This window comes from Denitratimonas organivorans, from assembly GCF_037478135.1.
Lineage (GTDB): Bacteria > Pseudomonadota > Gammaproteobacteria > Xanthomonadales > Xanthomonadaceae > Denitratimonas.
This window is the reverse complement of record NZ_JBBHDV010000008.1, coordinates 18,260-42,030: the sequence shown is the minus strand read 5'-3', so window position 1 is coordinate 42,030 and position 23,771 is coordinate 18,260. Positions and strand designations below refer to the sequence as shown.

Here is a 23,771-nt window from a genome sequence, read left to right as displayed (position 1 = left end):
TGCGCGCCACCCCGGATCAAGTCCGGGGCAGGCTCTTCTCCCGGGGGGAGAAGGGAGAAGCCGGAAATTTTCACACTGCGAGCATCCCGCCCACGCTTCCTTCAACACACATTTTCCAGCACCACGCCGATGGCTTCATCGTGGATGGTGGTGATGGCGCGGGTAATGGCGGGGGTGGGTATGTCGGCGGAGAATCCGAGGCGGAAGTGGACTTCGCCGGCCGGGGTGCGTGAGGAGTGGATCGAGTCGATGCTGATGCCGTGGCGTTCGAAGGCGTGCAGCAGGCGGCGCAGCGAGCCGGGCTGGTCCTGTGGCAAGTGGATCGAAATGCTGCGTTCGCCGGCCAGATCGGCGAGCAGGTAGCCGACGCGTTCGAAGCTGTAGTTTCCGGCGGCGACGGAGGTTTCTCCGAGGGTTTCACGCGCGGCGTCGAGAAACTGTCGGCGAAAGGCGGCGCGGCCGGTGTCGTCGTTGCGTTCCACGCTGGACTTAAGTTTGGCCAGTTGGGTTTGCAGCCGTTCCAGCATCGGGATCACGTGCGGGTTGCCGAACTGGATGTCTTCGTAGATCGCCGGGTTCATCGCAAGAATTCGCGAAAGGATCGCGCTGTCCAGTTCGAACGAGGCCGAGCGGAACGGCAGCAGGGCGTCCAGGCCGCCGAGTTCTTCGGCGTATTCGCGCAGCACGCCGCCCTGGGCCAGATGCGTGGCGTGCACCATCGCCTGCACCAGCGCCATGATGCGGTCGTGGCGCTCGGGCGTGCTGGCCACGCATTGGGCCTGCAGCGCGGCAAGAAAGGCTTCGAACCATGCGCGCCAGTGTTGCAGGCGGGCTTCGCAGACCACCAGCACGCGGCCTTTCAGGGTCGGCGCCTTGGGCGCGGCGGTCATCGGGTGCAGGCCGACGACTTCGGCCTGTGATTGCAGCATCGCGGCCACCGGCCCGTTTTTGACCGAGGTGATGTCGAGCCAGAGCTGGTGTTTCTCGCGTCCGGCGGCGCGTTCGATGTAATCGCTGATGATCGCCGGGGTGTGGCGGATCGGAGTGCAGAACAGCAGCACCTGGCAGTGTTCGATCAGGGCTTCCGGCGTTTGTGTGCCGGCATGGCCGGGATCGGTGCCGAATACCTCCAGCCCCATGCGCTGCTCGAAGAAGCGGCGCAGCCAGCGGCCATAGGCGCCTTCGCTGCCGACCAGTCCGATGCGGGGGCGCTCCCGCCCGCTGCTCATGGTGATGCCTGTGCTGTGTTGCGAATGGTGTCCAACAGTTCACGCAGCGCGGTGATCTGCTCAGCCGGGGTATCCGGCATGGCCTGCATCCGGACCAGCGCATCCTCGGCATGGGCGAGTGCGGCTTCGGTGTTGCCCAGCGCCAGTTCCTGCCGGGCCAGACCTTCCAGCAATATCGCAATCTGCGGGTGGGCTTCGCCGAAGGTGGTGCGGGCGCTGGTCAGCGTGGCCTGGTATTCGTCGCGTGCTTGTTCGTTGCGGCCGGTATCGGCGAGCCAGTTGGCGCGGACCCGGCGCATCGTGATGGAGTTGGCCGCGTCCGGGCCCTGGCGTTCAAGTTGTGCGTCCAGTGCCGATACGAAATACGGCCCGGCGGCTTCGATTTTCTCCGGCACACCACTCTTGTGCAGCGTGGTCGCCAGATTGAATTGCAGGATCGGCAGCATCTGTGAGGAGGTGCCGTGCTGGCCGGTGAGGGCGTCGATCAACGCACGGTATTCGATTTCGGCGGCGGCAAAATCGCTGTTTTCTCCGTGGAAGGCGGCCAGGCTGTTGCGCAGTGCCATGGTCTGCGGGTGGTCCTCGCCGCGCAGCCGGATCTGGCGTTGCACCAGATCCTGCATCATCGCGATGGCCTCGGGCAGGCGTGAATTCTGGGCCAGTCCGGCGGCCAGATACTGGCCCGCGTCGATGGTGCGCTGGTGGTCCGGCCCAACACGCTCCAGCAGGGTCTGGTGGCTGTGCTGCAGCAGCGGCAGGGCTTCATCCTGGCGGCCTTGCCGGTGCAGGTTCCAGCCCAGACGTGACTGCATGCGCGGTGCAAGTATCGGATCCTGATCGGACAGCTTCCATGCGCTGGGCAGGTTGTCGCGCAGCAGGGCTTCGGCGCGCTTGGGGTCGGCGCCATGGGTCAGGTTGTTGGCCAGTTCCATCACCGCGATCTGGGTGGGCAGTGCATTGCGGCCGAGTGCGGCGGTCGCGGTTTCCAATGCCGATTCCAGATGCGTGCGGGCGCGTTCCGGATCGCCCAGGTTCTGGTAGGTGTAGGCCAGCGTGGTTTCGATTTCCACACGCGCCTGCGGGTGCTCGGCCAGATCGGTGCGGATGCGTTCGGAGGCTTGGTCCAGCACGCGGCGCATCAGGGTCTGGTCCAGGTCGAAACTGATCGAGGGATCGACGCTGGTCAGCACATCGCTGAGAAAACGGTTGCTGGCCTGCTCGCGCGCCACCGCCTGCTCCGCGCGATGCAGCGCCCAGGTGGTGGCGACCAGGCCGCCGGCCACGGCCAGCGCCAGCGCGGCAAACGCCGCCACCGCCAGCCGGTTGCGTGCGACGAATTTGCGCAGCAGCCACAGACGCCGGCGTGGTGCGGCCTGCAATGGGTAGCCATCGAGCCAGCGCCGCAGGTCATCGGCGAACGCGGCGGCGCTGGGGTAGCGCTGTTCGCGGTCCGGCTGGGTGGCGCGCGCCACGATCCAGTCCAGATCGTCGCGCAGCGTGCGGCGCAAGCGGCGCGCCGGAATGCGCAGGGCCTGCGCCAGTTGCGCGATTTCTTCCGGACTCAGCGTGTCGATCCGGTCCGAGGGGCGCAGCGGTTCGCCGGTGCTGCTGCCTTCGCCGGTGGCGGTGGTGCCGTGTGGGCGTTTGCCGGAAACCAGTTCGAACAGGATCGCGCCGAGTGCGTAGACATCGCTGCGGCTGTCCACGTCCATGCCGGAGATGGTCTGCTCCGGGCTCATGTAGCCCGGTGTTCCGGCGGGCTCGGGCCGGTTGTCTTCCCCGGCGCCTTCATCGGCCTGCGAGGCGATGCCGAAATCGATGATGCGCGGCGCCGCCACGCCATCGATTTCGGCGATGAGGATGTTGCCCGGTTTCAGATCGCGGTGGACCACGCCTTTCTGGTGTGCATGCTGCACGCCATCGGCGATGCGGGTCAGTAGTCGCACGCGTTCGCGCAGGCTGGGTTTTTGCTGACGGCACCACTGCGTCAGCGGCAGGCCGTCAACGTATTCCATGACCAGATAGAGGCGGCCGTGTTCGTCGCTGCCGGCATCGTGGATCTGTGCGATGGCCGGATGCTGCATGCGCGCCAGCAACTGCCGTTCGCGTTCGAAATGATCGCGCTGGCGCGTGCTGCGGCCCTTGCTGCCGATCAGCTTGATCGCGACCTGGCGCGCGTAGGCGCCATCGGCGCGATGGCCCAGATACACCTGGCCCATGCCGCCCTTGCCGATCAGGCGATCCAACTCCCACGGGCCGAAGCGTGTGCCGGGTTCGGGTTCGGGAAGTTCAGCGGAAAGCCGGGTGCCGATATCGCGCAGCGGTGCACGCACCGCCTGGGTGGCATCGGCTTCCACCGCCAGCATGCGCAGCAGTTCTTCCAGTAGTTGCGGCTGGTCGCCGGTCTGGGCGCGGGCGAAGGCTTCGCGCTGTTCCACCGGCAGTTTGCAGGCGTGGTGGAAGAGATCGTCGAGGTGGGTCCATTCCTCGGGTGTGAACATGGGTTGGGCTCCCGCTGGGCGGATCATGGCAGGTGGCAGGCAGCTTCCGGGTGCCGGAGTCGTGGTGAAGAGCGGCCTGGCGGTTGCGCGAACTGCAAGAGGTTGATGATGACACCGGTGCGGTGCAGGACTCCACGGGGCGTGTAGCCGGCAGGCGACGGCGGTGTGGCACGGGCGCAGGCAACGGGCCGCCTGCCATGACAGCCGCAGCAGGTGCCGATATTGGCACGGCGCCGCTGTCGATGGTCACCGGGCGAGCGGTTGCGCCGGGGTGGATTGGTACAGGCCCGGATATGGGTCTGTGCAGGCTTCGCGGAAGCGGGCCTGCGATTTCCGGAGTTCCGGCCGGATCAGAGGTTCCCCGGTGGCGGGCGCATGTCTACGGCGCGGCGGTGGTGCTGAGAATGTCCTGCATTTCGCGCTGGATCCGGTCATGTTCCGGCGTGCCTTCCATCAGGCGTGCGAGCGCGGCCTGCGCATGTTCACGTGCGCCGCCGGTGTTGCCCAGTGCCAGTTCGCTGCGCGCCAGCAGCGCGAGGATGTTGGTGATCGCCGGGTGGTTTTCGCCGAACGCGTGGAGGGTGGCGGCCAGCACTGCCTGCAGTTCGTCGCGGGCCGGTTCGGCTTGTCCATCGTCCAGCAGCCACTGGGCGCGCATCTCGCGCATCTGGCTGGTCAGTGGATGGTCGGCGCCCTGCAGTGCCTGTTGTGCCTGCACCGCGCTGTCGTACAGCTGGCCGGCTTCCTGCATCCGCGCGCTGCCGCCCATGCGATGCAGGGTGTAGGCCAGGTTCACGTGCAGCACCGGCAGCATGCGGTTGCCGCTGCCGTGCTGGCGCGATACCACGTCGATCATGGTGCGGAACTCGGCCTCGGCCGAGTGCGGGTCGTCATTGAGCGAATGGAAACCGGCCAGGCTGTTGCGAAGCGCCAGGGTCTGTGGATGGTCTTCGCCGCGTACGCGGCTCTGGGTGGCGGTCAGCTGTGTCAGCAGCGCGATGGCTTCTTCCATGCGCCCGGATTCGCTCAGCGCGGTGGAGTGGAAATGGCCGGCGTCGATGGTGCGGATGTGCTCGGGTCCGACCCGCTCAAGCAGGGTGCGGTAGCTGTTTTCCAGCAGTTGGCGGGCTTCTTCGGCGCGTCCGCCCTGCTGCCGGACCACCCAGCCCAGTTGCGATTCCATCTGCGGGTGCAGTACCGGGTTCTGTTGCCGGATGCGGTGCGCGGCGGGCAGGTGGGTGCGCAGCAACTGTTCGGCATCGGCCAGCCGGCCGCGGCTGCCGTGATGGTGCGCCAGTTCCATCTGTGCCAGCAGGGCCGGTTCGGAGGCCGCTCCCAGATGGGTGTTGGCGACGTCGCGCGCCGACTCCAGATGCACGAGGGCGCGTTCGGCATCGCCCAGATTGCTGTAGATATTGGACAGCGTGATCTCCAGCCGGGAGCGGGCTTCCGGATGCGCCGCCAGTTCGGTCTTGATGCGTTCCGAGGCGCGGTCCAGCACGCGTCGCATCAGGGTCTGGTCCAGATCGAAGGCGACCACCGGATCAACGCTGGTCAGCACGTCGTTGAGGAAGTGGTTGATCGCCTGCTCGCGCAGCACCGCCTGTTCGGCACGGTGCAGCGCCCACGTGGTGGCGATCAGGCCGGCGAAAACGCTCAGCAGCAGCAGCGCTGCGGCCGCCACCGGCAGCCGGTGGCGTACCACGAACTTGCGCAGTGTCCAGAGCCGGCGTTGCGGTGCGGCCTGCACCGGCCAGCCATCGAGCCAGCGGTTGAGATCGTCGGCGAAGGACGCGACGCTGGGGTAGCGCTGTTCGCGGTCGGGCTGGGTGGCGCGTGCCACGATCCAGTCCAGGTCATCGCGCAGCACACGCCGCAGCCGCTGCGGCGGCAGTTTCAGGGTCTGGGTGAGTTGCGCGATTTCTTCCGCGCTCAGGGTGGCGATCTGATCCGACGGGCGCAGCGGCTCGCTGGTACGGGTGGCTTCACCGGTGCTGCCGCTGCCACGCGGGCGCTTGCCGGAGACCAGTTCGAACAGGATCGCGCCCAGCGAATAGACATCGCTGCGGCTGTCCACGTCCATGCCGGCGATGGTCTGTTCCGGGCTCATGTAGCCGGGCGTGCCGCCGGCATCGGGGGTGCCTGCGCTGGCGGCATCGGCGTCGGTCCGCGCGGCGATGCCAAAGTCGATGATACGCGGTATCGGCACGCCGTCGACCTGGCTGATCAGGATGTTGCCCGGCTTCAGGTCGCGGTGCACCACGCCTTTCTGGTGCGCGTGCTGCACGCCTTCAGCGATGCGCAGCAGCAAGCGCAGGCGTGCGCGAAGGCCGAGGTGATGCTGGTTGCACCACTGCGTCAGTGGCAGCCCTTCGACATATTCCATGACCAGGTAATGGCGGCCGTGCTCATCGCTGCCGGCATCGTGGATCTGTGCGATGGCCGGGTGCTGCATGCGTGCCAGCAGCTGGCGTTCGCGTTCGAAATGGGCTTGCTGGCGGGCGTCGTGGCTCTTGCTGCCGATCAGCTTGATCGCGACTTGGCGCGTGTAGGCGCCATCGGCGCGATGGCCCAGATACACCTGGCCCATGCCGCCCTTGCCGAGCAGGCGATCCACCTGCCACGGACCGAAACGGGTGCCGGGCTCGGGTTCGGGCAATTCTTCTGGAATCCGGCTGCCAAGATCGCGCAGTGGTGCGCGTACCGCGTCGGTGGCATCGGCTTCCACCTGCAGCATGCGCAGCAGTTCTTCCAGCAGTTCCGGCTGGTCGCCGGCCTGTTCGCGTGCGAAGGCGTCGCGCTCTGCGATCGGCAGTTCGCAGGCCTGATGGAAAAGCTCATTGAGCAGCGACCATTCCCGGGTATTGAGCATGGGCTCCGGTTCCTGACATGGGTGGCGAGGCTGGTGCCGGCCTGAGCCGGTCTGCCGCGATCCTGCGCCTCTGCAAGGGAGGGCACGATATCCGTGCCGTGGCGGAGCGCGATGATGACATCGATGTTGCGGAAGGTTCCATGCGCAGGGGGCTGCGCGACCCTGCTGTGCTTTGCGGTTTCACTTGCTGCCGCAGACGCGGCATTGCCCGGCGCGACTTCGTTGCTGCCACCCAGTGCGCAAATGCAGGTCCTGCTGAAGAACGGGTTGCTGGTGGCGGTCTCGCGCAAGTGTCCGGGTTTTGCCGATGGCTTCGAAAGTGGCGGCCTGATCTGGTACGAAAGTTCCGGCGGCTATTGCATTGGCATGCATGCCCACACCATCACCATCGTCGATCCGCTGCGCATGAACACCGTGCAGCACTGGGGCGATCCGCATGAAAATCTCAACGGCAAGCACATCAAGGACTGGGGCGGAGCGGAAGGATGGGACGGCAGGCGCCGCAGCATCCTGCTGGATGATGGCACCAGGATCACGATGGAAGCGCTCGGGCCGCACGGCGTAATCGACTGGACCTCGATCTACGACGGCAGCACCAACCTGCAGTACGACAACGGACTGCGCCAACTGATGCACATCAGCACCGATCAGGGCGATACCGATGCGCGTGAGCAGGCCCAATACGATGGCGAAACTGCGCAGTTCACCACCAACATCACGACCGGCGTGGCCAGCTACAGCAACCTGTACCACGAGGACGAGGACTTCAACGTGGTCGGAGCCGTGGTGCCGCTGGGCACGACGGGTGGCTTCGACAACCCGCGCCAAGTCAACGACCTGTTCGACGACCCGCGCATTCCGCACACCTGAGCACAGGCCGTCGATGGGTACGGGAAAGCCGCGCTACACCAGCCCGGTGGCGTAGAACACGCCGATGATGAAGAACACCGCGCAGGTCTTGATGATGGTGATCGCGAAAATGTCCTTGTAGGCCTGGCGGTGGGTCAGGCCGGTCACCGCCAGCAGGGTGATGACCGCACCGTTGTGCGGCAGCGTGTCCATGCCGCCGGAGGCCATCGAGGCCACGCGGTGCAGCACTTCCATCGAAATACCGGCGGCGTTGGCATTGGCGATGAAGGTGTCGGCCATCGCCGCCAGCGCGATGCTCATGCCGCCCGAGGCCGAGCCGGTGATGCCGGCCAGCGCGGTCACGGTGATGGCCTCGTTGATCAGCGGGTTCGGGATCGAACCCAGCGCATTGGCCACGACCAGGAAGCCGGGCAGGGCCGCGATCACCGCACCGAAACCGTATTCGGAAGCGGTATTGCCGGCCGCTAACAATGCGCCGCCGACGGCGGTTTTCGAGCCTTCGGCAAACTGTGAAAGCACCGGCCGCCAGGCGAACGCCAGCACGCTCAGGATGCCGACCAGCAGCGCGCCCAGAACCGCCCAGATCGCGGTGATGCGCGAGACCTCCTGCACCACTGGTGCCGGATCGCCGATGACCGCAGGAATGAAGGAATGGCTTTCACCATAGAACTGCGGGATCAGCCAGGTGAACACGATGTTGCTCACTCCCACCAGGATCAGCGGCAGCACTGCGATCACCGGGTTGGGCAGGGCGCCGCCCTGATAGGCGGCCGGCTCGTTCAGCAGACTGGCGGCATCGCCATAACCTTCACCGGCGCGCGCCGCAGCCCGGCGCCGCCATTCCAGATAGCTCATGCCGATGATCAAAATGAAGATACCGCCGAGCGTGCCGAGAATCGGCGCGGCCCAGGTGTTGGTGCCGAAGAAGGTGGTCGGGATGATGTTCTGGATCTGCGGCGTACCCGGCAGCGCGTCCATGGTGAAAGTGAACGCACCCAGCGCGATGGTGCCGGGGATCAGGCGCTTGGGGATGTTGCCTTGGCGGAACAGTTCGGCTGCGAACGGATACACCGCGAACACCACCACGAACAGCGACACCCCGCCGTAGGTCAGCAGCGCACACACCAGCACGATCGACAGCATCGCGCGCTTTGCGCCGACGATGCGGATCGCGGCGGTGACGATGGATTTGGAAAACCCCGACAGCTCGATCACCTTGCCGAATACCGCGCCGAGCACGAATACCGGGAAGTAGAGCTTCAGGAACCCGACCATCTTGTCCATGAAAAGCCCGGTGAACATCGGCGCCACCAGTGAAGGGTCGGTCAGCAGCACCGCGCCGAGCGCGGCCACCGGGGCGAACAGGATCACGCTGTAGCCGCGATAGGCCACATACATCAGAAAGCACAGCGAGGCCAGAACAATCAGGAAAGCCATGGGCACGGTTCCGCAGGTTTATTCAGGCCGGCAGTGTGAAGAAACCAGCCCGCTGCGGCCCACTGGACGAAGGTACAAGTGCCCTGCGCGGTACAAACGAAGAACATGGCAGCGCAACCCGGTCCCAGAAACCGGCCATGCCAAGCCAACCCCGATTCAAGCGAATTCACAGAGGGAAAATCCATGAAACGCTCGTACCTGAGTCTAGCCATCGCCTGCGTGCTGGCCGTGCCGTTCACCGCGATTGCCGCGACCGAAGCCGATGCCGACGCACAAACGCCTGAAGCCACCGATACCCGCAGCGAGCCGGTGTCGCTGAGCAGCGTCACGGTTACCGCGCGTCGCCGCGAGGAAACCATCCAGGACGTGCCGATCGCGGTCACCGCATTCACCCCGGAAACCCTGGACCGGCTCAATGTGCAGGATCTTTCCGACCTCTCGGCGCAGGTGCCGAACATGACGCTGTACGCCGCACGCGGCTCCAGCAGCACCATCACCGCCTATATCCGCGGCATCGGCCAGTCCGATCCGCTCTGGGGCGTTGATCCGGGCGTGGGCATCTACATGGACGACGTCTATATCGCGCGTCCGCAGGGTGCGTTGCTGGACGTGTTCGACGTGAGCCGGGTGGAAGTGCTGCGCGGCCCGCAGGGCACGCTGTACGGCAAGAACACCATCGGTGGCGCGATCAAGTACATCTCCAACCCGCTGCCGGTCGAGACCGAAGGCTTCGCCTCGCTCACCATCGGCGAGCACAACCAGGTCGATGTGAAGGCCGCCATCGGTGGTTCGCTGGGTGGTAGCGACGGCGCATTGCGCGGCCGCATCTCGCTTGCCAGCCTCAACCGTGACGGTTACGGCAACAATATCCTCACCGGCGAAGAGGTCAGCGACAAGGAAATCCTCGCCGCGCGCGGCCAGCTTGGCGCTTTCGTGACCGATGATTTCGACATCCAGTTCGCGTTCGACTGGATGGACGACCAGTCTGGCGTGCGTGGTGCCAAGCTGCTGGCGCCGAACACGCATGCCGTGGTCGGCCTGCTGTTCCCGGATGCGGCCAGCTATTTGCCGATGGACAGCCGTTACGACGTGCGCAACAGCATGCCGAACATCAACGACACCTCGATGAAGGGCATTTCAGCCACCGCCAACTGGCGTGCCAATGATGACTGGGTGTTCAAGTACATCGTGGCCAAGCGCGAGTCCGATACCGAAACCAATATCGACTTCGACGCGTTGCCGTTCCCGATCGCCGATGTCAAGGCGTTCTACAACGACACCCAGGTCAGCCATGAACTTCAGGCGCACTACGATGCCGGCGGCGCCGGGCGTGGCGTGGTCGGCCTGTACTACTTCGATGGTGAAGCCGGTGGCCAGGTGCTGAACAACTTCTTCGGCATCCAGTTCGGTGACACCCAGGGCACGGTCTATACCGAATCGCTGTCGCTGTACGGCGACTGGACCTTCGACCTGAGCACCCGCCTGTCGCTGAACCTAGGTGCCCGCTGGACCGACGAGGACAAGCGCGCCGATGTCTACAACGTCTTCTTCACCGACGACACCTTCACCACCCCGACCGGCGTGATCGCGGCCGAGTTCGACAAGTCGGTGAGCTTCTCCAACGTTTCGCCGAAGGTGTCGCTGGATTACCAGATCACCCCGGATGTGCTGCTCTACGGCGTGGCCTCGCGCGGCTTCAAGTCCGGCGGTTACAACATCCGCGCCAACAACGCGGTGCCGCACACCCTGCTGCCGTTCGACGACGAGAAGGTGGACAGCTTTGAAGTCGGCCTCAAGGCCAGCCTGCTGGATGAGCGCCTGTTCCTGAACTTCGCGCTGTTCCACAACGCCTATGACGACATCCAGCTCTCGGTGTTCACCGAGCTGCCCGGCGGCGGCTTCCTGGGCGACTTCACCAACGCCGGTGAAGGTACGGTCAACGGTGTGGAAGTCGAATACCAGTGGGCGATTGCCGACAACTGGCGCCTGAACGGCAACCTGGCCTGGCTCGATGCCAAGTACGACGAGTTCATCAGTGGCGGCACCAACATCGCCGACACCCAGGACTTCACCAACTCGCCGGAGTTCTCCGGTGCGGTCAACTTGGAGTACTTCACCGATCTGGCCAACGGCGGCAGTCTCTCGGCGCGACTGGGTTACTCCTACCAGTCCGGGGTGTGGCCGACCACCGACCTGCATCCGGACATCTACCAGCCCGGTTACGGCCTGCTCGGTGCCGGTGTCATCTGGAAGACACCCGGTCCGTGGAGCTTCTCGCTGCAGGGCAGCAACCTGACCGACAAGGAATACCGCACCACCGGTTACAACCTTGTCGCCGCTCTGGGTACGCTGACCGGCTTCTACGGTGCTCCGCGACAGGTCTCTCTCACCGCGCGTTACGATTTCTGATCCTGACGCAAGCGGATCCACCATTCGGGCCGCGTCAGCGGCCCGCTTTTTTTCCCATGGAGGGTTGGGCATGAAAAGGCATTCAAGCAAACCTGTCGCGGTACTGGCGTTGCTTGCCCTGGCGACACCGCTGCTGGGCGGCTGCGGCACGCAGGCGGCCGAGTCCGCGCTGCCGGCATTGAATCTGGATCCGGAGCGAGTTTCGGTAGTGGGCCTTTCATCGGGCGCGGCGATGGCGCAGCAGGCGCATTTCGCGTGGTCCGACCGCTTGATCGGAGCCGGCCTGATCGCCGGCCCACCCTATGGCTGCGCCGAAGGCGATCTGGGCACCGCGCTGGGGCGCTGCATGAAGGGCGAGCCGGATGCGCCTGATCCGGTGAGACTGGCCGAACGTGCCCGCGAGCTGGCAGAAAGTGGCCGCATCGCACCGCTTTCCGGACTCGACGGCGACCGCGTCTACGTGCTGCACGGCAAGGCCGACAGCACCGTGGCGGCGGGCGTGACGCGTGCTTCCTACAGCATCTACGAAGCGCTGGCACGCGAGGTGGCCTCGCCGCCGGTGCAGCTTGAAACCATGGTCTGGGATGCCGAGCGCGACATCGCGCATGCCTGGCCGACGCTGGATCAGGGTGGCACCTGCAATGTCACCGAAGCGCCCTTCATCGGTGCCTGCGATTTCGATGCCTCCGGCGAAATGCTGGCCGCGCTGTACGGACCTGCACCGGCCGCAGCCACGGCGGTGGTCGGCAAGGTCCACACCTTCGACCAGAACGCCTATCGCAGCGAAGGCACCGATGCTTTTCTGGCGCAGGAAGGTTTCCTCTACGTGCCCGAGCAGTGCGCGGCCGGCAAACCCTGCGGCGCGGTGATCGCCTTCCATGGCTGCGAGCAGAATGCGGCGATGCTGGGTGACCGTTTCATCGTCGGCAACGGCCTGAACCGCTGGGCCGATGCCTATGATCTGGTGGTGGTGTATCCGCAGACCCGGGCCAGCTTCATGCCGCTCAATCCGAAGGCCTGCTGGGACTGGTGGGGCTATTCCGGGCCGGACTACGACACCCGCGACGGCGTGCAGATGCGCTGGCTGGCGAATCTGACCGCAGCGCTGGGGATTCCGTTGCAGCCCTGATCAGCTGGCGTCACCCAGTTCGATGTGGTCGTGCACCAGATAATCACTGAGGCACTCGATCACCACGGTCAGCGCAGCGTGGGCGCCGGGAGTTTCCAGGCGCTCACGTTCGACCCCTTCGATCCGTCCGAACAGCACCTGGCGCAGCTGTTCCTGGCTGCGCGCACGCAGCAGCAGATCCTGCAGCAGATGGCCGAATTCGGTTGGTGTCGGTGACAGGCCGGTCTGTTCAAACAACTGCGTCAGCGCGGTGAACAGCGCTTGCGCATCGGCCTGCAGACCGTAGTCCTCGGGCCGGTAATCAAGGAAGGCGCGCTGCGCATCGGTCCAGATACGGAAGCTGATCCGCGCCAGCGAGTGGTACAGCGGCGCTTCGGAAATCAGCACCAGCAGCAGATGGCGCGGATTGGCGAAGGCGCTGGCGCTGCCGTGGTGCCATTCGCCGCTGGCGGCAAAGCGCTGCAACCGGATGTGGTCGGAAAAATCGGCGGCCTGCAACTGGTCCAGGATCAGGATCGTGCGTTCGCCTTCGGAATAGGCGCAGGCCTCGGTCAGGGCGCGCTCGAAGGCGCTCATTGGCGCTTCCACCGGCCCTGGTTCGGCATCGTCGGATACCGACATCGGCAGCACCGGTGCGGGCGCTTCGATGTGGCTGAAGTCGTGGTAGAGCACATGCGGATAATCCAGCGCATGCGCCAGCGCGGTCGCGAACGCGGTCTTGCGCCGGCCGCTGGCGCCATCGACCTGCAACACGCGCAGATGCGAGAGGTTGGCTTCGAACAGGCAGCGCAGCACGAACTGGTAATCGTCGTTGGATTCGAAACCGTGGTGGGCAAGACGCTGGCGCAGATTCATGGGCATCCTCCTGAGAGAAACACCATAGCAGTGGCGGCCGGCTCAGTTCGACGGCGGCGGCGCGGGCGGCCGCGCCACTTTCAGGCTGACAGCGGATACGCCGGGCAGCTCGCGCAGCGCGGCGACCAGCTCCACCGAACCCTTCAGGCCCTGACTGTTGCCGGTATCCACGATGCCTTGTGCGGTGGCGGTCAGGCATTTGATCGAAGCCAGGGTGTTGCCGCCCTGGAAGCGTGTCAGCGCGTGCGCGAACGCTTCCGCGGCGCCGGGCACGGTAGTGTCCAGCGTCAGCCGCAGCCGCTGGGCGTGCATGGCGCAGTATTCGGCGATGTCCCAGGCGCGGCGCAGGCGCAGACCGGTGCCGCCACGGAAGCGGTCCTCGTGCAGATGGCCCTCGATCAGCAGGAAGGCGTCGCGTTGCAGCAGCGGGCCGACGTTGCGCAGCACATCGGCATAGACCGTGGCCTCGATCCGCCCGTGGCCATCCTCGAACGCGACGAAGGCGCGGTCCTCATTGCGTCGGTTGACCGCGACTACCTGGCCGGCCAGCAGCACCAGCGCATCATTGCCACGCTGGAAACGGCGTTGCTCCAGTGCCGCATCCACGCCATCCAGGGTGCAGGTGATCAGGCCGGCGACGAACTCGCGCAGCGGGTCGATCGGGTGCCCGCTCAGATAATGGCCGAGGGTCTCGTATTCGCCGGCCAGGCGCTCCAGCAACGGCCATTCGGGCAAGGGTTCGATGCTCGGCAGGATCGGCGCCTGGGCCGCGACCGCATTGCCGAACATGTCGACCTGGCCGGCGGCGCGATCACGCGCCATCTGCTCGGTGGCGCGCAGCATGTCCGGCAGCTGCGCCATCATCGTGGCGCGGTTGGTGCCCAGGGCATCGACCGCGCCGGCGCGGATCAGGGTTTCGTGCACCTTGCGATTGACCCGCGTCCCGAGGCGCTGGCAGAAGTCGAACAGATCGCGGTATCCGCCATCCTCGTTGCGCAGCCGCGCGATTTCCTCGCAGGCGTTCTCGCCCACGCCTTTGATCGCGCCCAGGCCGTAGCGCAGGGTGCGGGCATCGACGGCTTCGAACATGTAGCCGGAAGCGTTGACGTCCGGCGGCAGCACCTCCAGTCCCATCGCGCGGCATTCGGTCAGGAAGGTCACGACCTTGTCGGTCTTGTCCATGTCCGAGGACAGCACCGCCGCCATGAACTGCGCCGGGTAGTGGGTCTTGAGCCAGGCGGTCTGGTAGCTGACCAGCGCGTACGCGGCGGCGTGCGATTTGTTGAAACCGTAGCCGGCGAACTTCTCCATCACATCGAAGATGTCGTCGGCCTTGCGTTCGTCCAGCCCGTTGGCGGCGGCACCGGAGCGGAATTTGATGCGCTCTTTGGCCATTTCCTCGGGCTTTTTCTTGCCCATCGCGCGGCGCAGCAGATCGGCGCCGCCGAGCGAGTAACCGCCGACGATCTGCGCCATCTGCATCACCTGCTCCTGGTAGACCATGATGCCGTAGGTCTCTTTCAGGATCGGTTCCACGCGCGGATCGGGATAGTCGATCGGTTCCTCGCCGTGCTTGCGTTTGCAGAAGCTGGGGATCAGATCCATCGGGCCGGGCCGGTACAGCGACACCAGCGCGATCAGGTCCTCGAAGCGGTCCGGGCGCGCGTCTTTCAGCAGGCGCTGCATGCCGCCGGATTCGAACTGGAACACCGCCACGGTGCGCGCTTGCGCGAACAGCTCGTAGGTGGCACGGTCATTCAGCGGGATCTTTGAAATATCCAGCGGCAGCCGGGACTGTTCGGGATCCGGGAGGTCGCGCGTCCCATTCCCAGCGCCAGATTCCCGATTCCCTTGCTTATTGATCGCCTCCACCGCCCAGTCGATGATCGTCAGCGTGCGCAGGCCGAGAAAGTCGAACTTCACCAGCCCGACGGCTTCCACATCGTCTTTGTCGAACTGGGTCACGACACTGCGGTGGGTGTCGATCCGGCTCGGCGCTTCGGCGTACAGCGGCGAGAATTCGGTCAGCGGCTTCTGCCCGATCACCACTCCGCCGGCGTGCTTGCCGGCGTTGCGGGTCAGGTCTTCGAGCTTGAGCGCAAGATCGATCAGATCGCGCACATCGTCGTCGTTTTCGTAGCGCGCGATCAGGTCCGGCGAGACCAGATCGGCGTTGTCGCGGGCCTTGTCGGTGCGCCCGAGGGCATCGCTCAGGGTGATGCCCAGCACGTTCGGAATCAGTTTGGCGACATCGTCGACCTGGCCGTAGGACAGGCCAAGCACGCGGCCGCAGTCACGCACCGCCGCCTTGGCCGCCATCGTGCCGTAGGTGATGATCTGGCTGACATGGTCGCGGCCGTATTTGCCGGTGACGTAATCGATGACCAGGTCGCGCCGGTCCATGCAGAAGTCGATGTCGAAGTCCGGCATCGAAACGCGTTCCGGATTCAGGAAGCGCTCGAACAGCAGGCCATAAGCGAGTGGATCAATGTCGGTGATGCGCAAGGCCCAGGCCACCAGCGAGCCGGCGCCCGAGCCGCGCCCCGGCCCGACCGGGATGTCGTTGCGTTTGGCCCAGTTGATGAAGTCCGCCACGATCAGGAAATAGCCGGGGAACTGCATGCCGCAGATCACGTCCAGCTCGACCTGCAGCCGCTGCTGGTACTGCTCTGCAGTGAAGCCGGCCGGCAGGCGGTATCCGGCCAAGCGCTGCTCCAGCCCGCGCCGCGATTCGGCCGTGATCCAGCTGTCCAGGGTTTCGCCTTCCGGCACCGGGAACAGCGGCAGATAGGGCGTGCCGAAACTCAGTTCCAGATTGCAGCGCATCGCGATCTGCACGCTGTTTTCCAGGGCGCCGGGCAGGTCGGCGAACAGCTCGGCCATTTCCTCTGGCGTCTTGAAATACTGCTCGGCGGTGTACTCGCGCGGCCGGCGCGGATCGGCCAGCACGCGCCCGGTGGCGATGCAGACGCGTGCCTCGTGCGCGTCGAAATCGTCCTTGTCGAGGAAACGCACATCGTTGCTGGCCACGACCGGACAGTTCAGTTGCCGTGCCAGCGGCAGTGCGCCGGTTTCGAACTCGGTTTCACCGCTGCGCCCGGTGCGGGTCAGCTCCAGATAGAAGCGGTCGCCGAAATCACGTTGCCAGCCGGCCAGACGCAGACCGGCCTCTTCTTCGCGGCCCTCGCGCAGGCATTGGCCGATGTCACTCTGGAAGCCGGCCAGGACGATCAGGCCTTCGCCATGTTCGCGCAGCCAGGAGGCTTCGATGACGACGCGCTCGCCACGGTGCCCATCCAGATAGCTGCGTGAGCTGAGCCGGCACAGGTTGCGGTAGCCGGTCAGGTCCTGGCACAGCAGGGTCAGCCGCGCCGGCTGTTTCAGGCCATCGTCTTCCAGCCACATGTCGGCGCCGGTCAGCGGCTTGATGCCGGCCTTCTCGGCCGTCCGGTAGAACTTCACCTGCGCGAACAGATTGCTCTGGTCGGTCAGTGCCAGCGCCGGCATCCCGGCTTTTGCGCAGCGTTTGACCAGCGCGCCGATGCGGATCGTGGAATCGACCAGCGAAAATTCGCTGTGCAGGTGCAGATGGATGAAACGCGGCTGCATCAGGTGGATGGCTGTGTGGTGGTGGCGGACGGGCCAGCCTAGAGCCGCGCTCGGCGGGCAGCAAGGCTTGACGGAACAGGATCGGCGGCGTGGTGCGGTTCCAGCGGAAAAGCGGCGCGCTGGCGGCTCTCAACCTTTCAGCCGCGCGAGGATTTCCTCGCGAGCTTCGCGCAGCACCGAGTCGCGGTCCAGACTCTGCACGATGTCCGCGACCACGCGCTTGGGGCCTCGTTCGCCCCAGCTTTTGCCGTGTGCCAGATAGTTTTCCGCCGCGCGCCCGACCAGCAGCGTCGCATACCAGGCCAGCGCGCCCTGGGCGGTGGCGGTCAGCGCGGTGGACAAGCCGGCGCTGGCGATTTTCAACGCCGAAGACGCCAGATGGATGCCCCAGATCGCGCCCATCAGCGCCGCCAGCTGCGCCGCTATCGTGGTCAGCAGGCGGCCGGCTTCGGTGCGCGTCAATGGCAGGCCGTAGATGCGCGACAGGTGCATTACCAGCGCCACATCGAGCGTGGCGGCGGCGAGCAGGTCGGCTACCGGGATCGGATTCAATGCCACCGCGACGCCCTTGCCGAGGCAGTACATGCGGATCGTGCGGGCGGCCAGATCGTGCCGGATCGCGGTCAGGCGGGTGCCGATCTCGTCGGAAAGACGTCCGGCGAACAGCGCCGCGTTCAACGCCGCCAGGGTCTTCCCCTCGGCTTCCAGAATCGCAAGGATGCGCCCGCGCAGCGCCGAAACATCCGGCTCGCGGCTGCGTTCTTCTTCCACTTCGCGCCCGTCCGGAAGCACTTTCAGCACCCGCTGCGGCACCGGTTGCGCCATCGCCGCGACGATGTTCTGCGGCGCGACGATGCCGCGCGAATGTTCGGCCAGCCGCGCCAGCAGGGCGTCGCGCTCGGTGGCGGTGTAGCGGTCGGCCTTGTTCAGCACCAGCAGCAGCGGACGCTGGCTGCGCGCCAGCAATTGCAGGGCCTCGACCTCGACCGAGGTCATGTCGGCATCGACCACGAAGATCACCAGATCGCTGCGCCCGGCCACATCGAAGGCCAGCGCCTCGCGTTCCTCGCCGGACAGCTCATTGATGCCGGGGGTATCAATCAGGTGCACGCCCTGCACCTGCACTTCACGCCAGGCTTGGTGCTCGGCTCGCGTGGTGGTGCCGTGCAGCACGCCGACCTGGAACGCAGCATCGCCCAGCAGCGCATTGAGCAATGCCGATTTGCCGACACTGACGCGACCGAACACCGCGATGTGGACGTGGCCGTTTTCCAGCTTGTCCAGCATCAGCTCGATGCGCGAATAGTCGGCCGCCAGACTGGCGCGCACCGGCGCCGGGATCGAGGCATCGTCGAGCAGCGCGCGCAGGCTGTCGGCGGCACGCAGCAGATGGTCCTGGCCTTCGTCCGCCGTCGTCACGGGATCACCGCGACGGCGGAAACGGCGCCAGCGCTCGCGCAGGCTCATCGTATCGCCGAGCCGCTGCGGCTCACTGCGCGCGCAGCGTCAGCGATGTCGCCACGCCGATCTCGTGCACGATCGTGGAGGCATCGGACCAGTCGCCGGCACCGACATCGAAGGCCAGCCGGTTGACGCTGGCCTGACCCTTCAGGGTGGCGTTGCCGCCATCGGCGCTCCAGTCGAATTCCAGCACCACCGGCTTGGCGATGCCGCGCAGCGTCAGGGTGCCATCGGCGGCGAAGCGGCCAGCGCCAAGTTCACGGAAGGCGGTGGCGACATAGGTGGCCTTCGGCGTGTTGGCGACGTCGAAGAATTCGCTGCCCAGCAGCATTTCGTCGCGCTCGGCGCTGGCGCTGTCGGCACTGGCCAGGTCGATCTCGACCTTGAACGAGGAGCCGGCCAGATCCGCCGGATCGAACACGATCTTCGCGTCGAAACGGCCGAAGCGGCCGGTGAAAGCCTCACCCTCGGCGCTGGCGGAAAATTCCAGCGTCGAGCCGGCATCGGTGCTCCAGGCGGTGGCGGCAAGCACGCCGGCCGGAGCGGAAAGCAGCGCGGCCAGCGCCAGCGCGCCGAGAGTGCGCAGGGTGGAGGTGGAGATGTTCATGTGGTGGTGTCCTTTTCTAGTGAGGCCGGAAGCATCCGCATCAGGGTGCGGTCCTTCTGGATGAAGTGATGCCACAGCGCGGCGCCGGCGTGCGCAAGTACCAGCGCCAGCAGGATCCAGATGCCCCAGCTGTGGATGTCGAATGCCAGGTTCTTCAGGTCCGGATTGGGCGCGCTGAGCTTGGGCACGGTGAACAGCTTGAAAAACTTCAGCGCGCGCAGACCGCTGGCCGAGTCGTATAGCCAGCCGGAAATCGGCATCGCGAACGCCATGATGTAGATCGCCCAGTGGGTGACGCTGGCGACCGCGTGCTGCCAGGTCGGCGTGCCGGGCACCGGCTTCGGCGCACCGGCGTACAGGCGCCAGATCAGACGCAGCACCATCAATGCCAGCACCGTCAGGCCGAGCGACTTGTGCAGGTCGTAGACCCAGAAATACTTCGGAGAACGCGGCAGTTCACCCAGCAGGAAACCCAGCGCCGCCAGCCCCAGGATCAGCGCGGCGATGCTCCAGTGCAGCACCTGGCTGGGCCAGTTCCAGCGATGTTCGGAATTGCGAAGCGACATGTCGGGCGTCTCCTTGGCGATGAAGGTGGTGATGACTGCGGCAAAGCCTAGTGCGCGCCCGACGTACTGAACAGTAGCGCAGCGTGATCACTGTGTTTCATCTGGAGAAACACCCCGTGCGCGGACCGCTTCCACCTCGATTCGCAGATCGACCTGCGCCCCGATGCTGCCGGCATGCCCGGTGATGCCGAAATCGGCCCGCTGCAGCCGCGCGCTGGCGGAAAATCCCGCCGTGCGACGCAAGGTGTAGCGGCTGCGCGCCCGCTTGTTGAGGCGCGCCTCCAGCACCAGCGGACCTTCGACGCCGCGCAGCGTCAACACCCCATGCACCCGCAAGCGCTGCTCATCGAGCACTTCAACACGGTTCGACACGAAACGCGCCAACGGATGCGCCGACGCATCGAGGAAATCGCGTTTCAGGATGCGCTGGTTGAATCCGGTATCGCCCAGATCCAGCGTCGCCAGATCCACTTCCACCTCGACCCGCGAACCGGCCAGATCATCTTCATCCAGATACAGCGTGCCGCGCGGCTGCGAAAACGTGCCCAGTGCACTCGAATACCCGTTGTGCCCGATGCTGAAAACGATCCGGCTGTGCACCGGGTCCAGCTCGTAGCGCTGTGCCTGTGCCTGTGCGGCAGATGCCGCTGCGATGGCCGCAACCGCCAGCAGCAGCGCCGCCAGCGTGCGGGTGGGTACAGGGGAAAGAGGGAGCCGCATCGGCATGTCCTGCAACACAGCGCCTGCCGGCGCGTTGTCCCGATGCTAAGACAATCCGCACCGAACCGGATGTGTGTCGTGTCGCCATGCGTGGATCTCGCGCTGATTGTCGCCCATCCCGGCCACCAGGTAGCCCGGGCAAGGCTTAGCCGCATCCGGGGTCGGGGTCATCGGGAAAGGCCAGCCCGGGTGCGCTTTGCCTATCCGGGCGACGGTGTTTGGTGGGCTCCGTTTTTGGCCCTTGATGCAGATTTGTGCGGCGGTTGAAGCCGCCGCTGACTCGGGTTACTGGTTGAAGTCGAAGTTCATCGCCAGGTCGGGCGGGGCCAGGAAATGGCCCATGACGTAGTTGACGCCGCTGGTGAACAGCACCGTCATGGTGCCTGCGTCCTGCACGCCTTCGGCGATGGTTTTCAGGCCCAGGCCGTCGGCGCGCTGGGTGATTTCGCGGACTTTCTGCTGGCTCTCGCTGTTCTTGCCCAGGTCTTCGATCAGGTTGCGGTCGATCATCAGGTAGTCCGATTCGACATGGGTCAGCAGCTGGAACGAGTTGAGCCCCATGCCGAACTGCTCCAGGCACAGCTGGCAGCCGAATTTCGCCAGCGCGGTACGCAGTTCCTGCACCGCCTTGAGATTGGTGAAGGCGGTCGATTCGGGGATGCTCAGCACCAGGTTCTCAGCCGGCACGTCGGCCTGCTTGAGGTTGGTCGCGATCCACAGCGCCAGCTGCGGATCCTGCAGGCTGTCCACGGTGATCTTGACGAACAGGCGGGTGCTCTTGCCAGCGCGCTGGCGCTGGGCGATGGCGACGATCGCGCGCTGGATCACCCAGCGGTCGATGCGCGCCATCATGCCGTGTTCCTCGGCGATGCCCATGAACACGCTGGGCGAGACGACATCGCCGTTCGGGCCCTTCAGGCGCAGCAGCACCTGGTAGGTTTCCTCCGGCTCGCCGAGCAGGTGGATGATCGGCTGGAAGGCCTGCACGAAGCCTTCGCCCTTGAGTGCGGCTTCCATGTGCGCGGCCCACTGCGCGATGCGTTCCTCTTCGGCACGGTCGCGGGCGCCCGGATCGAAGATCAGGCAGCGGTTGCCGCCTTCGGCCTGTGCGGTCTGCAACTGCGAGACGACCTTGTTCAGCACCTGCTGGGCGCTGGCGATCTTCTGCCCGATCTGTACCCCGCCGATGCTGGCGGTGGTGTTGAGCGAATGCTCGCCCATGTCCAGGATGGCGTTCTGGAAGGCCTTGCAGAGTTTTTCGCCCAGTTCGCGGGTCTGCACGTGGCTGGCGTTGCGCAGCAGCAATGCGAAGCCATGGTCGGTGAAGCGCGCCGCCAGCACGTTGTCGCCCAGCTGCGATTCGATGCGCGCGCTGGTGGCGCGCAGCAGGTCGTCGGCATTGCCCACGCCGATGGCGTTGAGCAGGTTGGCGTAGTTGTCCAGTTCCAGCAGCAGCATGGCCTGGTCGCCGGCACCTTCGGCCGCGGCCGCGATCACGGTGTCCAGTTCGCCGAGGAAATGTTGGCGGTTGTACAGCCCGGTGGTCTGGTCGCGCTGGCGCAGCGCGTCCAGTTCCTTGACCATTTCCGCATCGATCAGCTGCGGGCGGATCACGATCTGGATGCAGGGCTCGCCTTCGTAGCTGGCCTGGGTGAACTCCATCATCGCGTCGAAGGTTTCGCCATCGGAACGGCGCGCCTTCAATTCCACATTCTTGGGCGGCGCTTCGCCGCGGCTGAGCTGGCGCAGCAGGTGCTTGAAGGTGTCGGTGTCCTCGGGGCCGACCATGTCCAGCAGCGGCAAGCCTTCGATTTCCTCGAAGTTCTCGTAGCCGAACATCTCCAGATAGGCCTGGTTGGCGCGGATGTGCATGCCTTCGTGCACGTAGGCGATCGGGTCGCGCGAGGAGGCGATCAGTGCATCGCAGCGGCGTTCGGTTTCGCGCAGTGCGGCTTCCAGTCGGCGCACCAGGCGGCGGCGTTCGCCGATCCGCGCTTCGCGCCGTACGATGCCTTGCAGGTGTTCGGCCCGGCCACGCAGGGTAAAGCCGCTGGCGCCCTGGGCCATGACGTCCAGCACGCTGGCTTCATCGACCTGATCAAGCAGCGCGATGACGTTGACATCCTTGCCGCTGGCCACGGTGGCCTGCACCACGCTGGCGAACGGAATCGTGCGCGCCGAATAGGAGGCCAGGATCAGGTCGCTGCCGCTGCCGGCGAGGGCGGCCTCCAGTTCTTCCGCTGATTCCGGGCGGCTGGGGCGGACGGCGATGCCGCCGTTGCGCAGCAAACTGATGCTGTGCTCGGCATCTTCGAGCTTGTCGTCGACCAGCATCAGGCGGACGACAGTATCTTGGTTCGACATGGGGTGCGCTACAGAAAGTCCATCGGGGTTTTTTACATGCTTGCCGGGCAATGTCCAGCGCTGAAGGTCACGATATGCCCAAAATTGGCAGTTTTGCCGGAGCCCCGGCAACTTCCCGCACCAGCCGTGGCAGCAGGTAGCCGGGCAGGCGGGCGCGCAGCGCTTCGTACAGCGGCAGGGCCTGTGCATCGGGCACGTGGAAGTGCGCGGTGCCGGCCACCTGGTCGAGCTGGTGCAGGTAATAGGATTGCACGCCGAGTTCGAACAGGCGTTCGGAAAGTCCGGCCAGCGCCGGCAGGTTGTCATTGACGCCGCGCAGCAGCACGGCCTGGTTGTAGAGCCGCACGCCGTGGCGGGACAGCGCCGTGCAGGCTTCGGCCACGGAGGCATCCAGTTCCTGCGCGTGGTTGGCGTGGATCACCATCACCACCGGCCAGGGCAGGCTGGCGAGCCAGCCCAGCAGTTCATCATCAATGCGCGAGGGCAGCACCACCGGCAAGCGGCTGTGGATGCGCAGCCGGCGCAGCTGCGGTATCGGGCGCAAGGCGTCGGTCAGTTCGGACAGCTTGGCGGTGGAAAGCGACAACGGATCGCCGCCGGACAGCAGCACTTCGTCGATGTCCTGCGCCTGTTCCAGCCAGGCGATGGCCTCGCGCCAGCCGTTGGCGGCAGCGGTTTCCTCGCCGTAGGGGAAATGGCGGCGGAAGCAGTAGCGACAGTGCACCGCGCAGCTGCCGGTGGCGATCAGCAGCGCGCGGCCTTCGTATTTGTGCAGCAGACCGCGCGCGTCGCGGCTGGCAAGGTCGCCGACCGCATCCAGGGTGAAACCGGCGACCGGGCGGGTTTCCTCGTCCAGCGGCAGCACCTGTCGCAGCAGCGGATCGGCCGCATCGCCATGCCGCATGCGCTGCACGAAGGCACGCGGTACGCGCATCGGGAAGCCGGCGTCTCCGGGCGGCAGGCGCGCGGCCAGAGGCTCAAGACCCAGTTCGCGCAGCAGCTGCGCCGGGTCGGTGATGGCTTCGCGGTAGTCCCGGCGCCAGTCGGAGGGCTGCGCGGAGCGCTGGCTTGCAGTTATCATGGCGAGCTTGCTCGGCGTCAGGCCGACGATTCGATTCCACCCACAATTGTAGCCGCCCGGC

The 23,771-nt window shown here is 65.7% G+C and carries 15 protein-coding genes; 3 read left to right on the top strand and 12 right to left on the bottom strand.

What is annotated here, in order from left to right; translation table 11 throughout:
- Window positions 1-101 precede the first annotated feature (101 nt).
- From WDB66_RS09700 to WDB66_RS09690, 3 genes are all read right to left on the bottom strand, one after another.
- A complete protein-coding gene (locus tag WDB66_RS09700) occupies window positions 102-1,229 on the bottom strand; it encodes a prephenate dehydrogenase (RefSeq protein ID WP_339398365.1) in 1,128 nt (375 codons plus the stop codon).
- Entirely contained in the window at window positions 1,226-3,730 is a 2,505-nt protein-coding gene (locus tag WDB66_RS09695) for a serine/threonine-protein kinase (protein ID WP_339398364.1), read from the bottom strand. The genes WDB66_RS09700 and WDB66_RS09695 overlap by 4 nt, the downstream gene beginning before the upstream one ends.
- A 379-nt stretch (window positions 3,731-4,109) precedes the next feature.
- Complete coding sequence (locus WDB66_RS09690) at window positions 4,110-6,602, bottom strand: serine/threonine-protein kinase (RefSeq protein WP_339398363.1); 2,493 nt, start codon at window positions 6,600-6,602, stop codon at window positions 4,110-4,112.
- 243 nt (window positions 6,603-6,845) lie between these two features.
- Here WDB66_RS09690 and WDB66_RS09685 point away from each other — a divergent pair, with 243 nt between their 5' ends.
- Window positions 6,846-7,472: a hypothetical protein gene (locus WDB66_RS09685; RefSeq protein WP_339398362.1), complete on the top strand. Its 627-nt coding sequence runs from the start codon at window positions 6,846-6,848 to the stop codon at window positions 7,470-7,472.
- A gap of 33 nt (window positions 7,473-7,505) precedes the next feature.
- On the opposite strand, the gene WDB66_RS09680 is transcribed toward WDB66_RS09685, so the two are convergent.
- On the bottom strand, window positions 7,506-8,909 hold the full coding sequence (locus WDB66_RS09680; RefSeq protein WP_339398361.1) for a GntP family permease: 1,404 nt from the start codon (window positions 8,907-8,909) through the stop codon (window positions 7,506-7,508).
- Between the two features lie 183 nt (window positions 8,910-9,092).
- On the opposite strand from WDB66_RS09680, the gene WDB66_RS09675 reads away from it, so the two are divergent.
- The gene (locus tag WDB66_RS09675) at window positions 9,093-11,318 is read left to right on the top strand and encodes a TonB-dependent receptor (protein ID WP_339398360.1); all 2,226 of its coding nucleotides are present in this window, start codon (window positions 9,093-9,095) and stop codon (window positions 11,316-11,318) included.
- A gap of 70 nt (window positions 11,319-11,388) precedes the next feature.
- Window positions 11,389-12,447: an extracellular catalytic domain type 2 short-chain-length polyhydroxyalkanoate depolymerase gene (locus WDB66_RS09670; RefSeq protein ID WP_339398359.1), complete on the top strand. Its 1,059-nt coding sequence runs from the start codon at window positions 11,389-11,391 to the stop codon at window positions 12,445-12,447.
- On the opposite strand, the gene WDB66_RS09665 is transcribed toward WDB66_RS09670, so the two are convergent.
- The 8 genes from WDB66_RS09665 to epmB all read right to left on the bottom strand — a co-directional run bounded on the left by WDB66_RS09665 (window position 12,448) and on the right by epmB (window position 23,710).
- On the bottom strand, window positions 12,448-13,302 hold the full coding sequence (locus WDB66_RS09665) for a hypothetical protein (RefSeq protein WP_339398358.1): 855 nt from the start codon (window positions 13,300-13,302) through the stop codon (window positions 12,448-12,450).
- A 42-nt stretch (window positions 13,303-13,344) separates the two neighbouring features.
- Window positions 13,345-16,911: a DNA polymerase III subunit alpha gene (dnaE, locus tag WDB66_RS09660; protein WP_339398357.1), complete on the bottom strand. Its 3,567-nt coding sequence runs from the start codon at window positions 16,909-16,911 to the stop codon at window positions 13,345-13,347.
- Between the two features lie 129 nt (window positions 16,912-17,040).
- On the bottom strand, window positions 17,041-18,378 hold the full coding sequence (locus tag WDB66_RS09655; RefSeq protein WP_339398356.1) for a DUF697 domain-containing protein: 1,338 nt from the start codon (window positions 18,376-18,378) through the stop codon (window positions 17,041-17,043).
- 22 nt (window positions 18,379-18,400) lie between these two features.
- Window positions 18,401-18,979, bottom strand: a complete 579-nt coding sequence (locus WDB66_RS09650; RefSeq protein WP_339398355.1) for a YceI family protein — start codon at window positions 18,977-18,979, stop codon at window positions 18,401-18,403.
- Window positions 18,976-19,545 carry a cytochrome b gene (locus WDB66_RS09645; RefSeq protein WP_339398354.1) on the bottom strand — a complete coding sequence of 190 codons (570 nt, stop codon included), beginning with the start codon at window positions 19,543-19,545 and terminating at the stop codon, window positions 18,976-18,978. Before WDB66_RS09645 ends, WDB66_RS09650 begins: the two co-directional genes overlap by 4 nt.
- Before the next feature lie 87 nt (window positions 19,546-19,632).
- Window positions 19,633-20,265, bottom strand: a complete 633-nt coding sequence (locus WDB66_RS09640) for a YceI family protein (protein WP_339398353.1) — start codon at window positions 20,263-20,265, stop codon at window positions 19,633-19,635.
- 285 nt (window positions 20,266-20,550) lie between these two features.
- Complete coding sequence (locus WDB66_RS09635) at window positions 20,551-22,629, bottom strand: EAL domain-containing protein (protein WP_339398352.1); 2,079 nt, start codon at window positions 22,627-22,629, stop codon at window positions 20,551-20,553.
- Window positions 22,630-22,696: 67 nt separating this feature from the next.
- Window positions 22,697-23,710 (bottom strand): EF-P beta-lysylation protein EpmB, encoded by a 1,014-nt coding sequence (gene epmB / locus WDB66_RS09630; RefSeq protein ID WP_339398351.1) that lies wholly within the window; start codon window positions 23,708-23,710, stop codon window positions 22,697-22,699.
- Between the last annotated feature and the right edge of the window lie 61 nt (window positions 23,711-23,771).